The sequence below is a fragment of the Caldimonas sp. genome (assembly GCF_046291045.1).
In the GTDB taxonomy this organism is placed as follows: Bacteria; Pseudomonadota; Gammaproteobacteria; order Burkholderiales; family Burkholderiaceae_C; genus Caldimonas.
Genome location: NZ_JBKBSL010000014.1, coordinates 48,246 through 62,271 on the forward strand (window position 1 = coordinate 48,246; position 14,026 = coordinate 62,271).

Annotated in this window: 12 protein-coding genes; 6 read left to right on the forward strand and 6 right to left on the reverse strand. The window is 68.8% G+C overall.

Annotation, left to right across the window (positions count from 1 at the left end; all coding sequences use genetic code 11):
- Positions 1–71 precede the first annotated feature (71 nt).
- A complete protein-coding gene (gene uvrA / locus ACK4ZD_RS07090) occupies positions 72–5,765 on the forward strand; it encodes an excinuclease ABC subunit UvrA (RefSeq protein WP_409660010.1) in 5,694 nt (1,897 codons plus the stop codon).
- A gap of 82 nt (positions 5,766–5,847) precedes the next feature.
- Here uvrA and ACK4ZD_RS07095 read toward each other — a convergent pair whose 3' ends face one another.
- Both ACK4ZD_RS07095 and ACK4ZD_RS07100 read right to left on the reverse strand, forming a co-directional pair.
- Complete coding sequence (locus ACK4ZD_RS07095; RefSeq protein WP_409660012.1) at positions 5,848–6,603, reverse strand: LytR/AlgR family response regulator transcription factor; 756 nt, start codon at positions 6,601–6,603, stop codon at positions 5,848–5,850.
- A gap of 12 nt (positions 6,604–6,615) precedes the next feature.
- Positions 6,616–7,707 (reverse strand): sensor histidine kinase, encoded by a 1,092-nt coding sequence (locus tag ACK4ZD_RS07100; RefSeq protein WP_409660014.1) that lies wholly within the window; start codon positions 7,705–7,707, stop codon positions 6,616–6,618.
- Positions 7,708–7,870: 163 nt separating this feature from the next.
- Here ACK4ZD_RS07100 and argH point away from each other — a divergent pair, with 163 nt between their 5' ends.
- The gene (gene argH / locus ACK4ZD_RS07105; protein WP_409660016.1) at positions 7,871–9,268 is read left to right on the forward strand and encodes an argininosuccinate lyase; all 1,398 of its coding nucleotides are present in this window, start codon (positions 7,871–7,873) and stop codon (positions 9,266–9,268) included.
- A gap of 3 nt (positions 9,269–9,271) precedes the next feature.
- Here the strand turns inward: argH and ACK4ZD_RS07110 are convergent, their stop codons facing one another.
- Both ACK4ZD_RS07110 and ACK4ZD_RS07115 read right to left on the reverse strand, forming a co-directional pair.
- On the reverse strand, positions 9,272–9,787 hold the full coding sequence (locus ACK4ZD_RS07110) for a hypothetical protein (protein WP_409660017.1): 516 nt from the start codon (positions 9,785–9,787) through the stop codon (positions 9,272–9,274).
- A 29-nt stretch (positions 9,788–9,816) separates the two neighbouring features.
- Positions 9,817–10,296 (reverse strand): hypothetical protein, encoded by a 480-nt coding sequence (locus ACK4ZD_RS07115; RefSeq protein ID WP_409660018.1) that lies wholly within the window; start codon positions 10,294–10,296, stop codon positions 9,817–9,819.
- Between the two features lie 199 nt (positions 10,297–10,495).
- On the opposite strand from ACK4ZD_RS07115, the gene ACK4ZD_RS07120 reads away from it, so the two are divergent.
- Positions 10,496–10,990, forward strand: coding sequence for a hemerythrin domain-containing protein (locus ACK4ZD_RS07120; protein WP_409660020.1), 495 nt, complete (start codon positions 10,496–10,498; stop codon positions 10,988–10,990).
- A gap of 8 nt (positions 10,991–10,998) precedes the next feature.
- Here ACK4ZD_RS07120 and ACK4ZD_RS07125 read toward each other — a convergent pair whose 3' ends face one another.
- Positions 10,999–11,637, reverse strand: a complete 639-nt coding sequence (locus ACK4ZD_RS07125) for a cation transporter (RefSeq protein WP_409660022.1) — start codon at positions 11,635–11,637, stop codon at positions 10,999–11,001.
- A gap of 81 nt (positions 11,638–11,718) precedes the next feature.
- Here ACK4ZD_RS07125 and cadR point away from each other — a divergent pair, with 81 nt between their 5' ends.
- The 3 genes from cadR to ACK4ZD_RS07140 are packed head-to-tail and all read left to right on the forward strand — an operon-like array spanning position 11,719 to position 13,231.
- A complete protein-coding gene (gene cadR / locus ACK4ZD_RS07130; protein WP_409660024.1) occupies positions 11,719–12,189 on the forward strand; it encodes a Cd(II)/Pb(II)-responsive transcriptional regulator in 471 nt (156 codons plus the stop codon).
- Positions 12,190–12,221: 32 nt separating this feature from the next.
- Positions 12,222–13,016 (forward strand): DUF2189 domain-containing protein, encoded by a 795-nt coding sequence (locus ACK4ZD_RS07135; protein ID WP_409660025.1) that lies wholly within the window; start codon positions 12,222–12,224, stop codon positions 13,014–13,016.
- An 8-nt stretch (positions 13,017–13,024) separates the two neighbouring features.
- A complete protein-coding gene (locus ACK4ZD_RS07140; protein WP_409660027.1) occupies positions 13,025–13,231 on the forward strand; it encodes a DUF2788 domain-containing protein in 207 nt (68 codons plus the stop codon).
- Positions 13,232–13,236: 5 nt separating this feature from the next.
- Here ACK4ZD_RS07140 and ACK4ZD_RS07145 read toward each other — a convergent pair whose 3' ends face one another.
- Positions 13,237–14,019: a protease inhibitor I42 family protein gene (locus ACK4ZD_RS07145; protein WP_409660028.1), complete on the reverse strand. Its 783-nt coding sequence runs from the start codon at positions 14,017–14,019 to the stop codon at positions 13,237–13,239.
- Positions 14,020–14,026 lie beyond the last annotated feature (7 nt).

Sequence of the window (14,026 nt, forward strand, 5' to 3'; positions counted from 1 at the left end):
GCAGTCTTGTCAAGGCGGCTGCCTAGAATGCTTGGCCACTGTCGTTCGACCCCACCCGAAAGACGTTCTTCATGACTTCCGGTGTCATTCGCATCCGCGGCGCGCGCCAGCACAACCTCAAGAACCTGGACCTGGATCTGCGCACCGGCGAGCTCACGGTGGTGACCGGCCCCTCGGGCTCGGGCAAGTCCAGCCTGGTCTTCGATACCCTCTATGCTGAAGGCCAGCGCCGCTATGTCGAAACCTTCAGCGCCTACGCCCGGCAGTTCCTCGACCGCATGGACCGCCCGGCCGTGGACCATGTCGAGGGCGTGCCCCCGGCCATCGCGATCGACCAGACCAACCCGGTGCGCACCTCGCGCTCGACGGTGGGCACGATGACCGAGCTGAACGACCACCTCAAGCTGCTGTTCGCCCGCGCCGCGCAGCTTTACGACCGGCAGACCGCCCGGCCGGTGCGCGAGGACAACCCCGAGACGATCTACGCCGACCTGAAGGCGCGCACGCAAGGCAGCGACCCGCGCCTGGTGGTGACCTTCCCGGTGGAGCTGCCTGCGAACACCACGCCTGAAGAAATCGAGCAGTGGCTCTCGGCCAGCGGTTACACACGCGTGCAGGCCGAGCGCGAGGTGAGCACGCCGGGTGGTCCAAGGAAGGTGCTGGACGTGGTGGCTGACCGCTTCCGCCTGGGCGGCGCCGAGAAAGCCCGCGTGATCGAGGCCCTGGAAGTGGGGCTCAAGCGCGGTGGCGGGCGCGTCAATGTGTATGCCCTGAAGGACGAGGGCGAGCCCGACGTGTGGCGGTTCTCGTCCGGCCTGCACAGCCCCGACAGCGACCTGCGCTACAACGCACCCTCGCCGGCCCTGTTTTCGTTCAACTCGGCCTACGGCGCCTGCGAGGCCTGCCGCGGTTTCGGCCGCGTGATCGGGGTGGACTGGGGCCTGGTCATTCCCGACCACCGCAAGACCCTGCGCTCGGGCGCCATCAAGCCCCTGCAGACGCCCGCCTGGAAGGAGATCCAGGACGACCTGCTCAAGTACGCCGGCGAGGCCGGCATCCCACGCGACACCGCCTGGAGCCAGCTCAGCGAGGCCCAGCGTGCCTGGGTGCTGGACGGCTCGCCGCACTGGAACGGCAACTGGAACAAGCAGTGGTACGGCATCAAGCGCTTCTTCGAATACCTCGAAAGCAAGGCCTACAAGATGCACATCCGGGTGCTCTTGTCGAAGTACCGCAGCTACACCCCCTGCGAGACCTGCGGCGGCGCGCGCCTGAAGCTCGAATCGTTGCTGTGGCGCCTGGGGGGCAAGGAGGATGCCGATGCGGTGCTGGGCGATCGTTACGCGCGCTTCCGGCCCGTGGGCGTGGCCTGGTCGCGCGAGCAGCTCGATGCGCTGCCCGGCCTGTGCCTGCACGACCTGATGCTGCTGCCCATCGAGCGGCTGCGCGTGTTCTTCGACCGCATCGCCCCGCCGGCCGCGGCCGGGGCCGACAAAGACCCCCTGCACCTGCTGTATGAGGAGATCCGCACGCGGCTGAAATACCTCTGCGACGTCGGCCTGGGCTACCTTACGCTCGACCGGCAAAGCCGCACGCTCAGCGGCGGCGAGGTGCAGCGCATCAACCTCACCACTGCGCTGGGCACCTCGCTCGTGAACACGCTGTTCGTGCTCGACGAGCCCAGCATCGGCCTGCACCCGCGCGACATGAACCGGATCAACGAGGCCATGCTGCGCCTGCGCGATGCCGGCAACACCCTGGTGGTGGTCGAGCACGACCCGGCGGTGATGCTGGCGGCCGACCGTGTCATCGACATGGGCCCGGGCCCTGGGGAGCGCGGCGGCCAGGTGGTGTTCGACGGAACGCCCGAGGCCCTGCGCCAGGCTGACACGCTCACTGGCGCGTATCTAGGGGGGCGCAAGCGCATCGGCATCGGCATGCGCCGCCTCGTCACCGACAGCACGCCCCGACTGGTGCTGGAGGGCGCGAGAGAGCACAACCTGCGCGGTGTGACCGTCGAGTTCCCGCTGCAGCGCCTGGTGTGCGTCACCGGCGTGAGCGGCTCGGGCAAGTCCACGCTGATGCAGGACGTGCTCTATCCCGCGCTGGCCCGCCACTTCGGCAAGGCCACGGAAACCCCCGGCGCGCATGACCGCCTGCTGGGCGCCGACTGGCTCACCGATGCGGTGTTTGTCGACCAGTCGCCCATCGGCAAGACCGCTCGCTCCAACCCCGCCAGCTACGTGGGCGCCTTCGACGAGATCCGCACGCTGTTTGCGCAGGCGCCCCTGGCCTTGCAGCGCGGCTATGGCGCGGGCATGTTCAGCTTCAACGCCGGCGACGGCCGCTGCCCCACCTGCGGCGGCTCGGGCTTCGAGCATGTGGAGATGCAGTTCCTGAGCGACGTCTACCTGCGCTGCCCCGACTGCGACGGCCGCCGCTACCGCGCCGAGATCCTGGAAGTGCACCTCGACCGCCAGGCCGCCGACGGCCGCTGGCGCTCGCTCAGCGTGGCCGACGTGCTGGAGCTCACCGTGAGCGAAGCCGCCGAACTCTTCCGCAGCGACCGCGAGGTGCTGCGCGTGCTGCAGCCGCTGGTGGACGTGGGCCTGGAATACGTCAAGCTCGGCCAGCCCGTGCCCACGCTGTCGGGCGGCGAGGCCCAGCGCCTCAAGCTGGCGGGCTTTCTGGCCGAGGCGGCCCAGAACGCCACGCCCAGCAAGCAGGCGCTGGCGCGCAAGGGAACGCTGTTTCTCTTCGACGAGCCCACCACCGGATTGCACTTCGACGACATCGCCAAGCTGATGCGCGCCTTCCGCAAGCTGCTGGACGCCGGCCATTCGCTCTTCGTCATCGAGCACAACCTCGACGTGATCCGCTCGGCCGACTGGATCGTGGACCTGGGCCCCGAAGGCGGCGAGGCCGGCGGCGAGGTGGTCTGCACCGGCACGCCCGAGGACGTGAAAGCCTACCCCCAGTCGCACACCGGCCGCGCGCTGCGCGAGTACGAAGCCGCGCTGGGCCTGGGGGAGGCCAAGGCCGAAGAGGGCGCTCCGCTGCAGACCCTGGTGCGCGCGCGCCGTGCCGCCGCCCAGGCCGACGGCCTGGACGCCATCCGCATCGTCAATGCCCGCGAGCACAACCTCAAGGCCCTGAACGTGGACATCCCGCGCGGGAAGTTCAGCGTGGTCACGGGCGTGTCGGGCTCGGGCAAATCCACGCTCGCCTTCGACATCCTTTTCAACGAAGGCCAGCGCCGCTACCTCGAATCGCTCAACGCCTATGCGCGCTCCATCATGCAGCCGGCGGGCCGCCCCGAGGTGGATGCCGTGTACGGCATCCCGCCCACCGTGGCCATCGAGCAGCGCCTGAGCCGTGGCGGGCGCAAGAGCACGGTGGCCACCACCACCGAGGTCTATCACTTCCTGCGCCTGCTGTACGTGAAGCTGGGCGTGCAGCACTGCGTGCATGACGGCGCCGAGGTGCGCCCGCAAACGCCCGAATCCATCGCCGCCCAGCTGCTGCGCGACCACAAGGGCCAGCACGTGGGCCTGCTGGCGCCGCTGGTGGTGAACCGCAAGGGCCTCTACACCGACCTGGCCAAATGGGCCAAGGCGCGCGGCCACACCCATTTGCGCGTGGACGGCGAATTCGTGCCCGTGGCCCCCTGGCCCAAGCTCGACCGCTTCAAGGAACACACCATCGAACTGCCGGTGGGCGACCTCGTGATCCGCGCCGACAACGAAGCCGAACTGCGCGAGCTGCTGGGCCGCACGCTCGAGCTGGGCAAGGGCGTGATGCACCTGCTGGCCCCGCTGGATGGCCTGAAGGGCGCGATGGCCACGGGCGCGCCCACGGGCCGCATCGGCCAGGTGAAGGTGTTCTCCACCAAGCGCGCCTGCCCGGTGTGCGGCACCAGCTACCCCGAGCTCGACCCGCGCATGTTCTCGTACAACTCCAAGCACGGCTGGTGCACCGACTGCGTGGGCACCGGCGTGCAGCTCACGCGCGAGCAGCGCCGTGCGCTGGACGACACGCGCCGTGATGATGACAAGGGCCGCGAGCAGACCTTCGCCGAGCCCGAGGTGGAAGACGTGTCCGACCAGCCCTGCGGCACCTGCGGCGGTGCGCGCCTGAACCCCATCTCGCTGGCCATCCGCTTCCGTGGCGAGTCGATCGCGCAGATTGCCGCCCGCCCGGTGGGCGAGGCGCGCCGTTGGGTCGAAGCCCTGGCCCTGGAGGGCCGCGAGGCCGCCATCGCGCGCGACCTGGTGAGCGAAATCCGCAGCCGCCTCGAATTCCTGGAAGACGTGGGCCTGGGCTACCTCACCCTCGACCGCGCCGCCCCCACGCTGAGCGGTGGCGAGGCCCAGCGCATCCGCCTGGCCGCTCAGCTGGGCTCCAACCTGCAGGGCGTGTGCTACGTTCTCGACGAGCCCACCATCGGCCTGCACCCGCGCGACAACCACATCCTGCTCGACGCCCTGCACAAGCTGGGCGACCAGGGCAACACCCTGGTGGTGGTGGAACACGACGAAGACACCATCCGCCGTGCCGACCACATCATCGACATCGGCCCGGGTGCCGGCAAGCGCGGCGGCCGCCTCATCGCCCAGGGCACCGCCGGCGAACTGGCCGCGCATGCCGATTCCCTCACCGGCCGCTTCCTCTCGCGCCCGCTGGTGCACCCGCTGCAGCCCCGCCGCCCGGTGGAGCGCGGCGCACCCCGGCTGTCCTTGCGCGGCGCTTCGCTGCACAACCTGCGCGGCATCGACGTGGAGGTGCCGCTGCACCGCCTGGTGGCCGTCACGGGCGTGTCGGGCTCGGGCAAGTCCACGCTCGCGCGCGACGTGCTGCTGGCCAACGTGCAGGCCGTGGTGAACAGCCGCGGCAAGGGTCTGCCCGCCTGGAGCGGTTGCACCGGGCTGGAGGGCTGGGAGCATGTGGACCGTGTGCTGGAAGTGGACCAGACCCCCATCGGCAAGACGCCGCGCTCCTGCCCGGCCACCTATGTGGGCTTCTGGGACGTGATCCGCAAGCTCTTTGCCGACACTCTGGAAGCCAAGGCCCGGGGCTACACGCCGGCCCGGTTCTCGTTCAATACCGGCGACGGTCGCTGCCACGCCTGCGAAGGCCAGGGCCTGCGCACCATCGAAATGAGCTTCCTGCCCGACGTGAAGGTGCCCTGCGACGTGTGCCACGGCGCGCGCTTCAACCCCGAAACCCTGGCCGTCACCTGGCGGGGAAAAAGCATCGGCGATGTGCTGGCCATGGAAGTGGACGAGGCGGTGGACTTCTTCGCCTCCATGCCCAACATTGCCCACCCGCTGCAACTGCTGAAGGACATCGGCCTGGGCTACCTCACGCTGGGCCAGCCCTCACCCACGCTCTCCGGCGGCGAGGCTCAGCGCATCAAGCTCGTCACCGAACTGAGCAAGGTGCGTGATGACGTGACGCGGCGAGGTCAGAAACCGCCGCATACCTTGTACGTGCTGGACGAACCCACCGTGGGCCTGCACATGGCCGACGTGGAAAAGCTCATCCGCGTACTGCACCGCCTGGTGGACGGCGGCCACAGCGTGGTCGTGATCGAGCACGACCTGGACGTCATCGCCGAAGCCGACTGGATCCTCGACCTGGGCCCCGAAGGCGGCGTGGGCGGCGGCCAGGTGGTGGTGGCCGGCACGCCGGAAGCGGTGGTGGCGTCCGGCAGCCACACGGGGCGGGCGCTGGCGCCGGTGTTGGCGCGGGGGCGCCAGGGTTGAGATCGCTTCCCAAGTTTTTGGGAGGATGCGTGGCTGAAGTGGTCCTGTAGGCTGCGAAGTGAGCCACACAGAGCGGGCGCGTTCACAGCCCTTCGCTGCTGAGCGCCTCGCGCACGGCCGCTACCTGCCGGCGCGAGACGGCCAGCCATTCGTCCAAGCCCTGCAGTCGCACGGCCCAGCCTTCCTTGCCGTTGTCCTCGTCGTCGCCGGGCACGTGGCGGCGTTCCAGCGCGCGCACGGCGCGGCGGGCCACCAGGGCGTTGCGGTGGATGCGCAGGAAGCGATCGCCCAGGCGTTCTTCCAGCACGGCCAGCGAGTCGTCCAGCACGTAGGTGTGTTCGGCCGTGCGCAGGGTCACATACTTGAGTTCGGCTTTCAGGTACAGCACTTCGTGTACCGGCACGCGCGTGACGCGGCCGCGGTCGTTGACCACGAGCACCGGGCCATCCTCGGTGTTCTGGGCCCGGGCCCTGATCCGTTCGGCCGCGCGTTCGAGCGCTGCCTGCAGCCGCTCGCGGCGCACGGGCTTGGTGAGATAGTCCACCGCATTGAGCTCGAAGGCGGTGACGGCATGCTCGGGGTGGGCGGTGACGAAGACCACGGCTGGTGCGTGGGGGCGGGTCTGCCACTGCGCGGCCAGTTGTGTGCCGTTCAGTCCGGGCATTTGCACGTCCAGCAGCACGAGGTCGCAGCCCTGGGTGGACAGCCAAGCCTGGGCCTGCCGGGCATCGGCGGCTTCGCCGACCACCTGGTTGGGCGGCATGCCGGGTTCCTGCAGCAGGCTGCGCAGCCTCACGCGGGCCAGTTCCTCATCATCGACGATGAACACCTTGAGCATGCTCGGTCTTCCTCAGCTTTTCAGCGGTACGGCGATGTGCACGCGCCAGACGCCATTGTCCGGGCCGGCAGCGAATTGCGCGCTGACGTCGTGCATCAGCCGCAGGCGCTCTTTCACGTTGCGCAGGGCCATGCCGTGCCCTGCTGTGCCCGGCGTTCCGGCCGGCGGCAGCGAGTTCGTCACGGTCAGCACGGCCAGCGAGCCGCGCACCCGGGTGCGGATGCGCACGAAGCCGCCCTCGGGAGCGGGTTCCACGCCATGCCGCACGGCGTTCTCCACCAGGGGCTGCAGCACCAGCGGGGGCACGCGCACTTCGCCGGCGGCGGGATCCAGATCCCATTCGACTTGCAGTCGCGCGCCGAAGCGGATCTGCTCGATGGCCAGGTAGCGCCGGGCGAGGTCCACCTCCTCGGACAGGGTGACCGCACGGCCCGACTCGATCAGGGCCACGCGGAAGAGTTCGGACAGATCCTCGAGCACAGCCTCGGCGCGTGCCGGATCGACCCTCACCAGCGTGATGGCGGTGTTGAGCGTGTTGAACAGGAAGTGCGGCCGGATGCGCGACTGCAACTCGGCCAGGCGGGCCCGTGTGACCGCCGGCAGCTGGCTGCGCGACCGCAGCTTCAGGGCATAGAACATCATGGCCGACAGGCTCGCGCCGGCCAGCATCGGTGCCAGGCCATGCACGGTCTCGGTCAGCGGCAGTCCCACCAGGCCCACTTGCCACCAGCCGTAGCCGGCACAGGCGGCCCCCAGGCCCACGGCCACCAGCCACTGCATCGGGTCGGACGCGCGGGCCAGCACTCGCTTGAGCGCACAGCACAGCACCAGCCACAGCAGGGTGGCCGGCAGGGCCACGGCGGCGCCATAGGCCAGCGCCAGCAGCCAGTCCTGCCAGCCGCGGGCCAGGAAGCTCACGGCCACACCCACCACCGCATGCACGAACAGCACCGCACGCAGCACCACGCCGACCTGGCAGGCGTCGAAGGGCGACAGGGCCGCCTGCGCGGCGGCGCCCCCCGGCTGCAGTTGGTCGAAGATCGTGGTGCCGAACTGACTGGTCGGCGGGTTCGGGCGCGACGGCGAGGGGCCTGGGCTGGACAAGGCGGCAGTCTCCACGGGCCCGGGCAGCCGAGCCCCTTAAAATCGAGAGGTTCCGGGGCGGCCCAAGCCTGCGGCCGCCGCCGCCGATTCTCCCGGACGCCCACCTGCCCCGGCAAGCCGCCGGGTGTGCGTCCATCCAGCCGGCCCGCGCCGCTCATCCGCCATGTCCGCCAACCAACTCGACAAGAAATCCGAAGCCTGGTCTGCGCTCTTCTCCGAACCGATGAGCGAGCTGGTCAAACGCTACACCGCCAGCGTGTTCTTCGACCAGCGCCTGTGGCGCGCCGACATTCAGGGCTCGCTCGCACACGCCGAGATGCTGGCCGCCCAGGGGGTGATCTCGGCCGACGACCACGCCGCCATCCAGCGCGGCATGGCCACCATCACGCAGGAGATCGAATCCGGCGCCTTCGAGTGGAAGCTCGACCTGGAGGACGTGCACCTGAACATCGAAGCCCGCCTGACCCAGCTCATCGGTGACGCCGGCAAGCGCCTGCACACCGGCCGCAGCCGCAACGACCAGGTGGCCACCGACGTGCGCCTGTGGCTCAGAGGCGAGATCGACCTGATTGTCGGCCTGCTCACCGACCTGCAGAAGGCCCTGGTGGACATCGCCGAGAAGAACGCCGAGGTGATCCTGCCCGGCTTCACCCACCTGCAAGTGGCCCAGCCGGTGAGCTTTGGCCACCACATGCTGGCCTATGTGGAGATGTTCGCGCGCGATGCCGAGCGCTTTGCCGACGTGCGCCGCCGCGTGAACCGCCTGCCGCTGGGCGCGGCGGCCCTGGCCGGCACCAGCTACCCGCTCGACCGCGAGCGCGTGGCGCGCACCCTGGGCATGGACGGCGTGTGCCAAAACTCGCTCGACGCGGTAAGCGACCGCGATTTCGCGATCGAGTTCACCGCAGCAGCGTCGCTGACCATGGTGCATGTGTCGCGCCTGAGCGAGGAACTCATCCTGTGGATGAGCCAGAGCTTCGGCTTCATCGACATTGCCGACCGCTTCTGCACCGGCTCGTCGATCATGCCGCAGAAGAAGAACCCCGATGTGCCTGAGCTGGCGCGCGGCAAGACCGGCCGCGTGGTGGGCCACCTGATGGGCCTGATCACCCTGATGAAGGGCCAGCCCCTGGCCTACAACAAGGACAACCAGGAAGACAAGGAGCCGCTGTTCGACACGGTGGACACCCTGAAGGACACGCTGCGTATCTTCGTCGAGATGGTGGGCGGCATCACCGTCAAGCCCGAGGCCATGGAGCGCGCGGCGCTCAAGGGCTATGCCACCGCCACCGACCTGGCCGACTACCTGGTGAAGAAGGGGCTGCCCTTCCGCGATGCCCACGAGGTGGTGGCGCATGCGGTGAAGACGGCCATCGGCCTGGGGGTGGACCTGTCGGCGCTGCCACTGGCCACGCTGCAGGGCTTCTCGCCGCTGGTGGGCGAGGACGTCTACGAAGTGCTCTCGCTGCGCGGCTCGCTCAACGCCCGCAACATCCTGGGCGGCACCGCACCGGCCCAGGTGCGCGCCCAGGTGGCGCGCCATCGGGCACGGCTGGGGTGAGATCTACTGCCCCAGGAGAACCAGCACGCTGCTGTAGTCGCGTTCGGGGTGCCGTCGCTGCATCTCCTGCGCCAACTCGCGCATGGACCGGCCATCAGATGTCTTGACATCGGCGTTGGCACCGTGAGCCAGCAAGAGCCGGACGACCTGAGGTTCATTGACGGCGACGGCTGCTTCGAGCTGCGATGGCTGACGGACCGTCTGTGCTCGTGCATTCACGTCGAGGCCTCGTTTAACGTAGCGCCGGAAAACCTGCTCCAGAAAGCGGTCATCCTCGATCACGCCGAGCGCATGTGCTGATGCTTCCGCATTGATCTGCGCGACGTCGGGCTCCCTGGGCAAGACCGTAGTCAGTACGCAGCGGGCCACCCACCGGTACAGTGGTCCGTACACGCTGTCGAAGGGCTCCTCGAAGCGATGCTGGCTGCTGAGCACGACCAGCATGGCTGGCATGCGGCTGAAGCTGTACCAAAGGCTTGCGGTCCATACCGATACGAGCGCCAGCAGTGCGATGCCCATCCATCGAAATGCCGTGGGTCGCATGGTCATCACCCCCATACGGCACCGACGTGGCGGCCAGCGACGAACTGCACGGTGAAGGGGCGGCGAATTTGATGGGCGAGCGTGCCGTTCAATGCTTCATCGAAGCGCATGCGCAGATTCGTGGCAATCTGGTCGCGAACCCGGTCGTAAACCTGCACATCCCGCAAGTCGTCGGCCGTGGCGTATTTGAACCAATGCTTGGCGGTGCCCTGGATCAGCTTCCTGGCCAAACTCTTGAGCCAGGAGTGTCGGTTGGGCATGAGCGAGGCCACCAGGGCATGGATGAAGCCCAAGGCGTAGGATCCATCAATGGCTGCGACCAGCATGGTCTGGGCCAGTCGGCGGCAGGCATCGTCGATCGGCATCGACTCCACGGCGGGGGACCGGGACGGATAGAAGAACTTCAGGATCTGCCGGGTTTCGTTCGCGTCGAAGACGAGCTCGGCGTCGACGAAGTCCGGCACCGTGACGATGTACTGCCCCATGTTTCCTCCTGCTTGTGTTGTTGAGGTGCGACGATTCTCCGGAGCCTGAAGCAGCCTGAGAACCACCTTTTGAGGGGAAGATGGAAACAGGATGTACGTTCCCTTTGCAGTCATGCGATCGAGCAAGGGTTGATGCGGAGCAAGGTCTGGTGGAAGCGATGCTTCTAGGCTGCAAGCCCGTTCCTGAAGGCATCTCCTTATGTCTGCCATTCCCACCACCCTGCAATGGTCCGATGCCTTGGCCCTCGGCCACGAGGTCATGGACCGCACCCATCGAGAATTCGTCGAGCTGCTGCGGGCGTTGCAGGCTGCCACGGACGAGTTCCTGCGGCCGGCGCTGCGCACCCTCATCGAACACACCGAGGCCCACTTCGGCCAGGAGGACGCCTGGATGGCCGCCACCGGCTTTGCGCCGGACAACTGCCATCAGCGCCAGCATGCGATGGTGCTGGAACTGATGCGCCAGGTGGAGCAGCAGGCCGCGCAGGACTTGTCACTGGTGCGCCGCCTGGCCGACGAGCTGGCGCTGTGGTTCCCCCAGCATGCGCAGATGATGGACGCGGCCCTGGCCTGGCATTGCGAGCAGGTGGGCTTCGACATGACCACCGGCACGCTGCGGCCGGGGGCTGCGGCGCAAGCTCTGCCCGATGCGCCGCTCACCCATTGCGGCAGCACCGGCTGCGCCACGCGCTGAAGTCGGGCTCAGGCGGTGGGCGCATGCCCCTTCAGCTCTTGTCGTGCCTGGGCGATCACGCGCCAGGCCGCGCTCACGCCCAGGCCGGCCATCACGGCGGCGACGATGAGGTCGGGCCAGGCCGTGCCGGTGCCGAACACCCCCAGGGCGGCCAGTACCACCAAAACGTTGCCGATGGCGTCGTTGCGCGAGCACAACCACACCGACCGGGCGTTGGCATCGCCGCTGCGGTAGCGGTAGAGCAACACGGCCACCGCGACGTTGGCCACCAGGGCCAGCACGCCAATCAGGCCCATCGTGGTCGGCTGTGGGGCCGACCCCACCCAGGCGAGCCGGCCGGCGTAGGCCAGCACGCCCAGGCCGTAAAGCCCCATCATCCAGCCCTTGAGCCAGGCCACGCGCGAGGCCCACACGGCGGGCAGGCCCAGCACGGCCAGCGACAGACCGTAATTGACGGCATCGCCCGCGAAATCGATGGCATCGGCCAGCAAGGCGGCCGATTCGGCGCGCCAGCCCGCCCCCGCCTCCACGCCGAACATGGCGGCATTCACGAGCAGAGCGATCCACAGTGCGCGACGCCAACGTGGGTCGTTGGCGAGCCGGCGGGTGGCGTTTTGGCAAGACAGGGTGTGGCAATGAGCAGACATGGTCGATTTCCTAGAGGTGGATCAACACCGGTACTTCGGCGTACAGTCATTGCAAACCCTGTGGCCACTCCAGAGTCAAGCATGAAAATCGGCGAACTGGCCGCGCAGGCCCACACCCCCGTGGACACGGTGCGCTACTACGAGAAGGAGGGTCTGATGCCGGCGCCGGCGCGCACCGAAGGCAATTACCGCCGCTACGACGACAGTCATGTGGCGCGGCTACGCTTCATCCGCCACTGCCGGGCGCTCGACCTCTCGCTCGACGAGATCCGCGCCTTGCTGCGCGTGCGCGACGACCCGCAGTCCGACTGCACGGCCGCTGGCGAGCTGGTGCGCGAGCATCTCGCCCATGTGCGCCATCGCCTGGAGGAACTCAGCGCGTTGCGCGACCAGCTCGAAGCCCTGGAGCAGCGCTGCCGCCATGGCCGGCCCAGCGCCGAATGCGGCATCCTCGACGTGCTGTCGCGCGAGCCCCTGGGCGACGGCCCGGCTGCGGTGCGCTCGGACGGCTGCCTCGGCGATGCCCATGGCCGCTTCCGGCCCGGCCCCTGACCCATGCCCTCGATCCTTCACTTTCTGGCGTCATGACCACTCCTTCTGTCGTTTCCGGGCCGCTGCCGGCCGTGCGTGCGCTCGAACCCCTGCGTGCGCTGCGCTGGCTGGCCGCCGGCCAACGCGACCTGGCCCGGGCCCTTGGCCTGAGCCTGACGCATGGCCTGGTGGTGATGCTGGGGGCGGTGGCGATTGCGCTGCTGGGCTGGCGCCACTTCGGGGTGCTGGCCGGCGGCTACACGGGCTTCTTGCTGGTGGCCCCCTTGCTGGCCACCGGGCTGTACCAGATCAGCCGACGCTTGGCGCAGGGGGCCGAACCGACCTGGGCCGACGTGGTGCAGGCCTGGCGGCTCAGCGGGGGCTTGCTGCGCTTTGCGCTGCTGCTGGCGCTCATCGGCACACTGTGGGTGGGCTTTTCGGCGGTGGTGGTGCTGGCCATGGCCGGCGAGCCTTGGGCCGGGCTGCAGGGCTTCCTGAGCCCGCGGGTGCTGCGTGCGGCCGATTTCGTGCAACGGGGTCACCTCTTTTTGTTGTGGCTGCTGGCCGGCGGCCTGCTGGCGGCCTGGGTGTTCGCGATCTCCGTGGTGGCCATCCCGATGCTGCTGGACCGCCGCGTGCCGCTGTCGCTGGCGGTGCTGGCCAGTGTGCGGGCCGTGGGCCACAACCCGGTCACGATGGTGGTGTGGGCCGGGTTGATCTTCGCCTTCACGGCGCTGGGCCTGCTCACTCTGGTGGGGCTGGTGTGGTGCGTGCCCCTGCTCGGGCATGCGAGCTGGCATGCCTACACCGATCTGGTCGATGCCTCGGCCTGGCCTGAGCGGCGCTGAGACCGAACATGACCGAGGAACAGTTCTCGCATTACGGCGTCACGATCGGCCTGGCGGCCTTCATCGCCTTCATGCTCTTCATCATCTGGGATCTGGCGCGCAAGTCCCAAGCGGGCCGTTTCGGCACCTTTGTGCTCTTTTTCGTGCTGGCCTTCGGCATGCTCGGCTTCATTGCCAAGAGCGTGCTGCAGTGGCTGCTGGACGTGGGGCCCTGAGCACCTCAGCGCACGCGCACGGTGAAGGTGACCGACGGCGTCTGTGCGGTGGACGGATCCCAGCTGCGCCGGTACTCCAGCCGCAGGATTTGCTGACCGGGCACCGGGGCGCGGAAGCGGAAGACCTCCAGGCCCGGTGCCGCCACGCGCGCCGCGCTGGCCGGGTCGCTCACGTAGGCGGGGTTGGCCACCGGCTCGAGCACCGCGTTCGGATCGGGCACCATGCGCCAGCCGTAGCCCATGGCCCGGTTGGCCGGCAGCAGCAGCACGAGCTGGCCGCCTACGGCCAGGTCGGTGAGGCTGCGGCTGTCCCCGGCGGTGAGCACCGGCACGTCGGCGGGCACGTCGTCGGGCACACGCACCAGGCTGCGGGGCAGGTGGGCCGGCAGTTCGTTGCGGGTCCGATCCAGTGCCCGCAGCACGAGTTCGCCCACCTGGGCGAAATGGCGCTCGCGTTCGGGCAGGCCCGGATCCAGGGTGAGCAAGGCGAGGTCCGGCTGTCCGCTGGGCTGCAAAGACCAGCGGCCGGTGCGCTCGAAACGGCGGTCGCCCTCGCGGGTGCCGAGGTAGGTCTCGGCCAGCGCATAGCCCAAGGGCGTCCGGTCCTGGCGATACAGCGCGAGATCGGTGCGCACGCCGGCGCAGTCGGCACATGGCAGCGTACCGACATAACGGGCTACGGGCATCTGACCACGCAGATCGATCGGGGCGGCCGGGTCCGGCGGCGAGGCGCAGGACGCCAACACCGCACACAGGCCCAGCAAGACGAACGACAGCAATCGGGACATCCGGAGA

Excerpts from the sequence above, each read along its gene's own strand:
- cadR (WP_409660024.1), top strand. The coding sequence starts at position 11,719 with ATGAAAATCGGCGAACTGGCCGCGCAGGCCCACACCCCCGTGGACACG.
- uvrA (WP_409660010.1), top strand. The coding sequence starts at position 72 with ATGACTTCCGGTGTCATTCGCATCCGCGGCGCGCGCCAGCACAACCTC.
- ACK4ZD_RS07135 (WP_409660025.1), top strand. The coding sequence starts at position 12,222 with ATGACCACTCCTTCTGTCGTTTCCGGGCCGCTGCCGGCCGTGCGTGCG.
- ACK4ZD_RS07110 (WP_409660017.1), bottom strand. The coding sequence starts at position 9,787 with ATGGGCATCGCACTGCTGGCGCTCGTATCGGTATGGACCGCAAGCCTT.
- ACK4ZD_RS07145 (WP_409660028.1), bottom strand. The coding sequence starts at position 14,019 with ATGTCCCGATTGCTGTCGTTCGTCTTGCTGGGCCTGTGTGCGGTGTTG.
- ACK4ZD_RS07095 (WP_409660012.1), bottom strand. The coding sequence starts at position 6,603 with ATGCTCAAGGTGTTCATCGTCGATGATGAGGAACTGGCCCGCGTGAGG.
- ACK4ZD_RS07115 (WP_409660018.1), bottom strand. The coding sequence starts at position 10,296 with ATGGGGCAGTACATCGTCACGGTGCCGGACTTCGTCGACGCCGAGCTC.
- ACK4ZD_RS07140 (WP_409660027.1), top strand. The coding sequence starts at position 13,025 with ATGACCGAGGAACAGTTCTCGCATTACGGCGTCACGATCGGCCTGGCG.
- ACK4ZD_RS07120 (WP_409660020.1), top strand. The coding sequence starts at position 10,496 with ATGTCTGCCATTCCCACCACCCTGCAATGGTCCGATGCCTTGGCCCTC.
- ACK4ZD_RS07125 (WP_409660022.1), bottom strand. The coding sequence starts at position 11,637 with ATGTCTGCTCATTGCCACACCCTGTCTTGCCAAAACGCCACCCGCCGG.
- argH (WP_409660016.1), top strand. The coding sequence starts at position 7,871 with ATGTCCGCCAACCAACTCGACAAGAAATCCGAAGCCTGGTCTGCGCTC.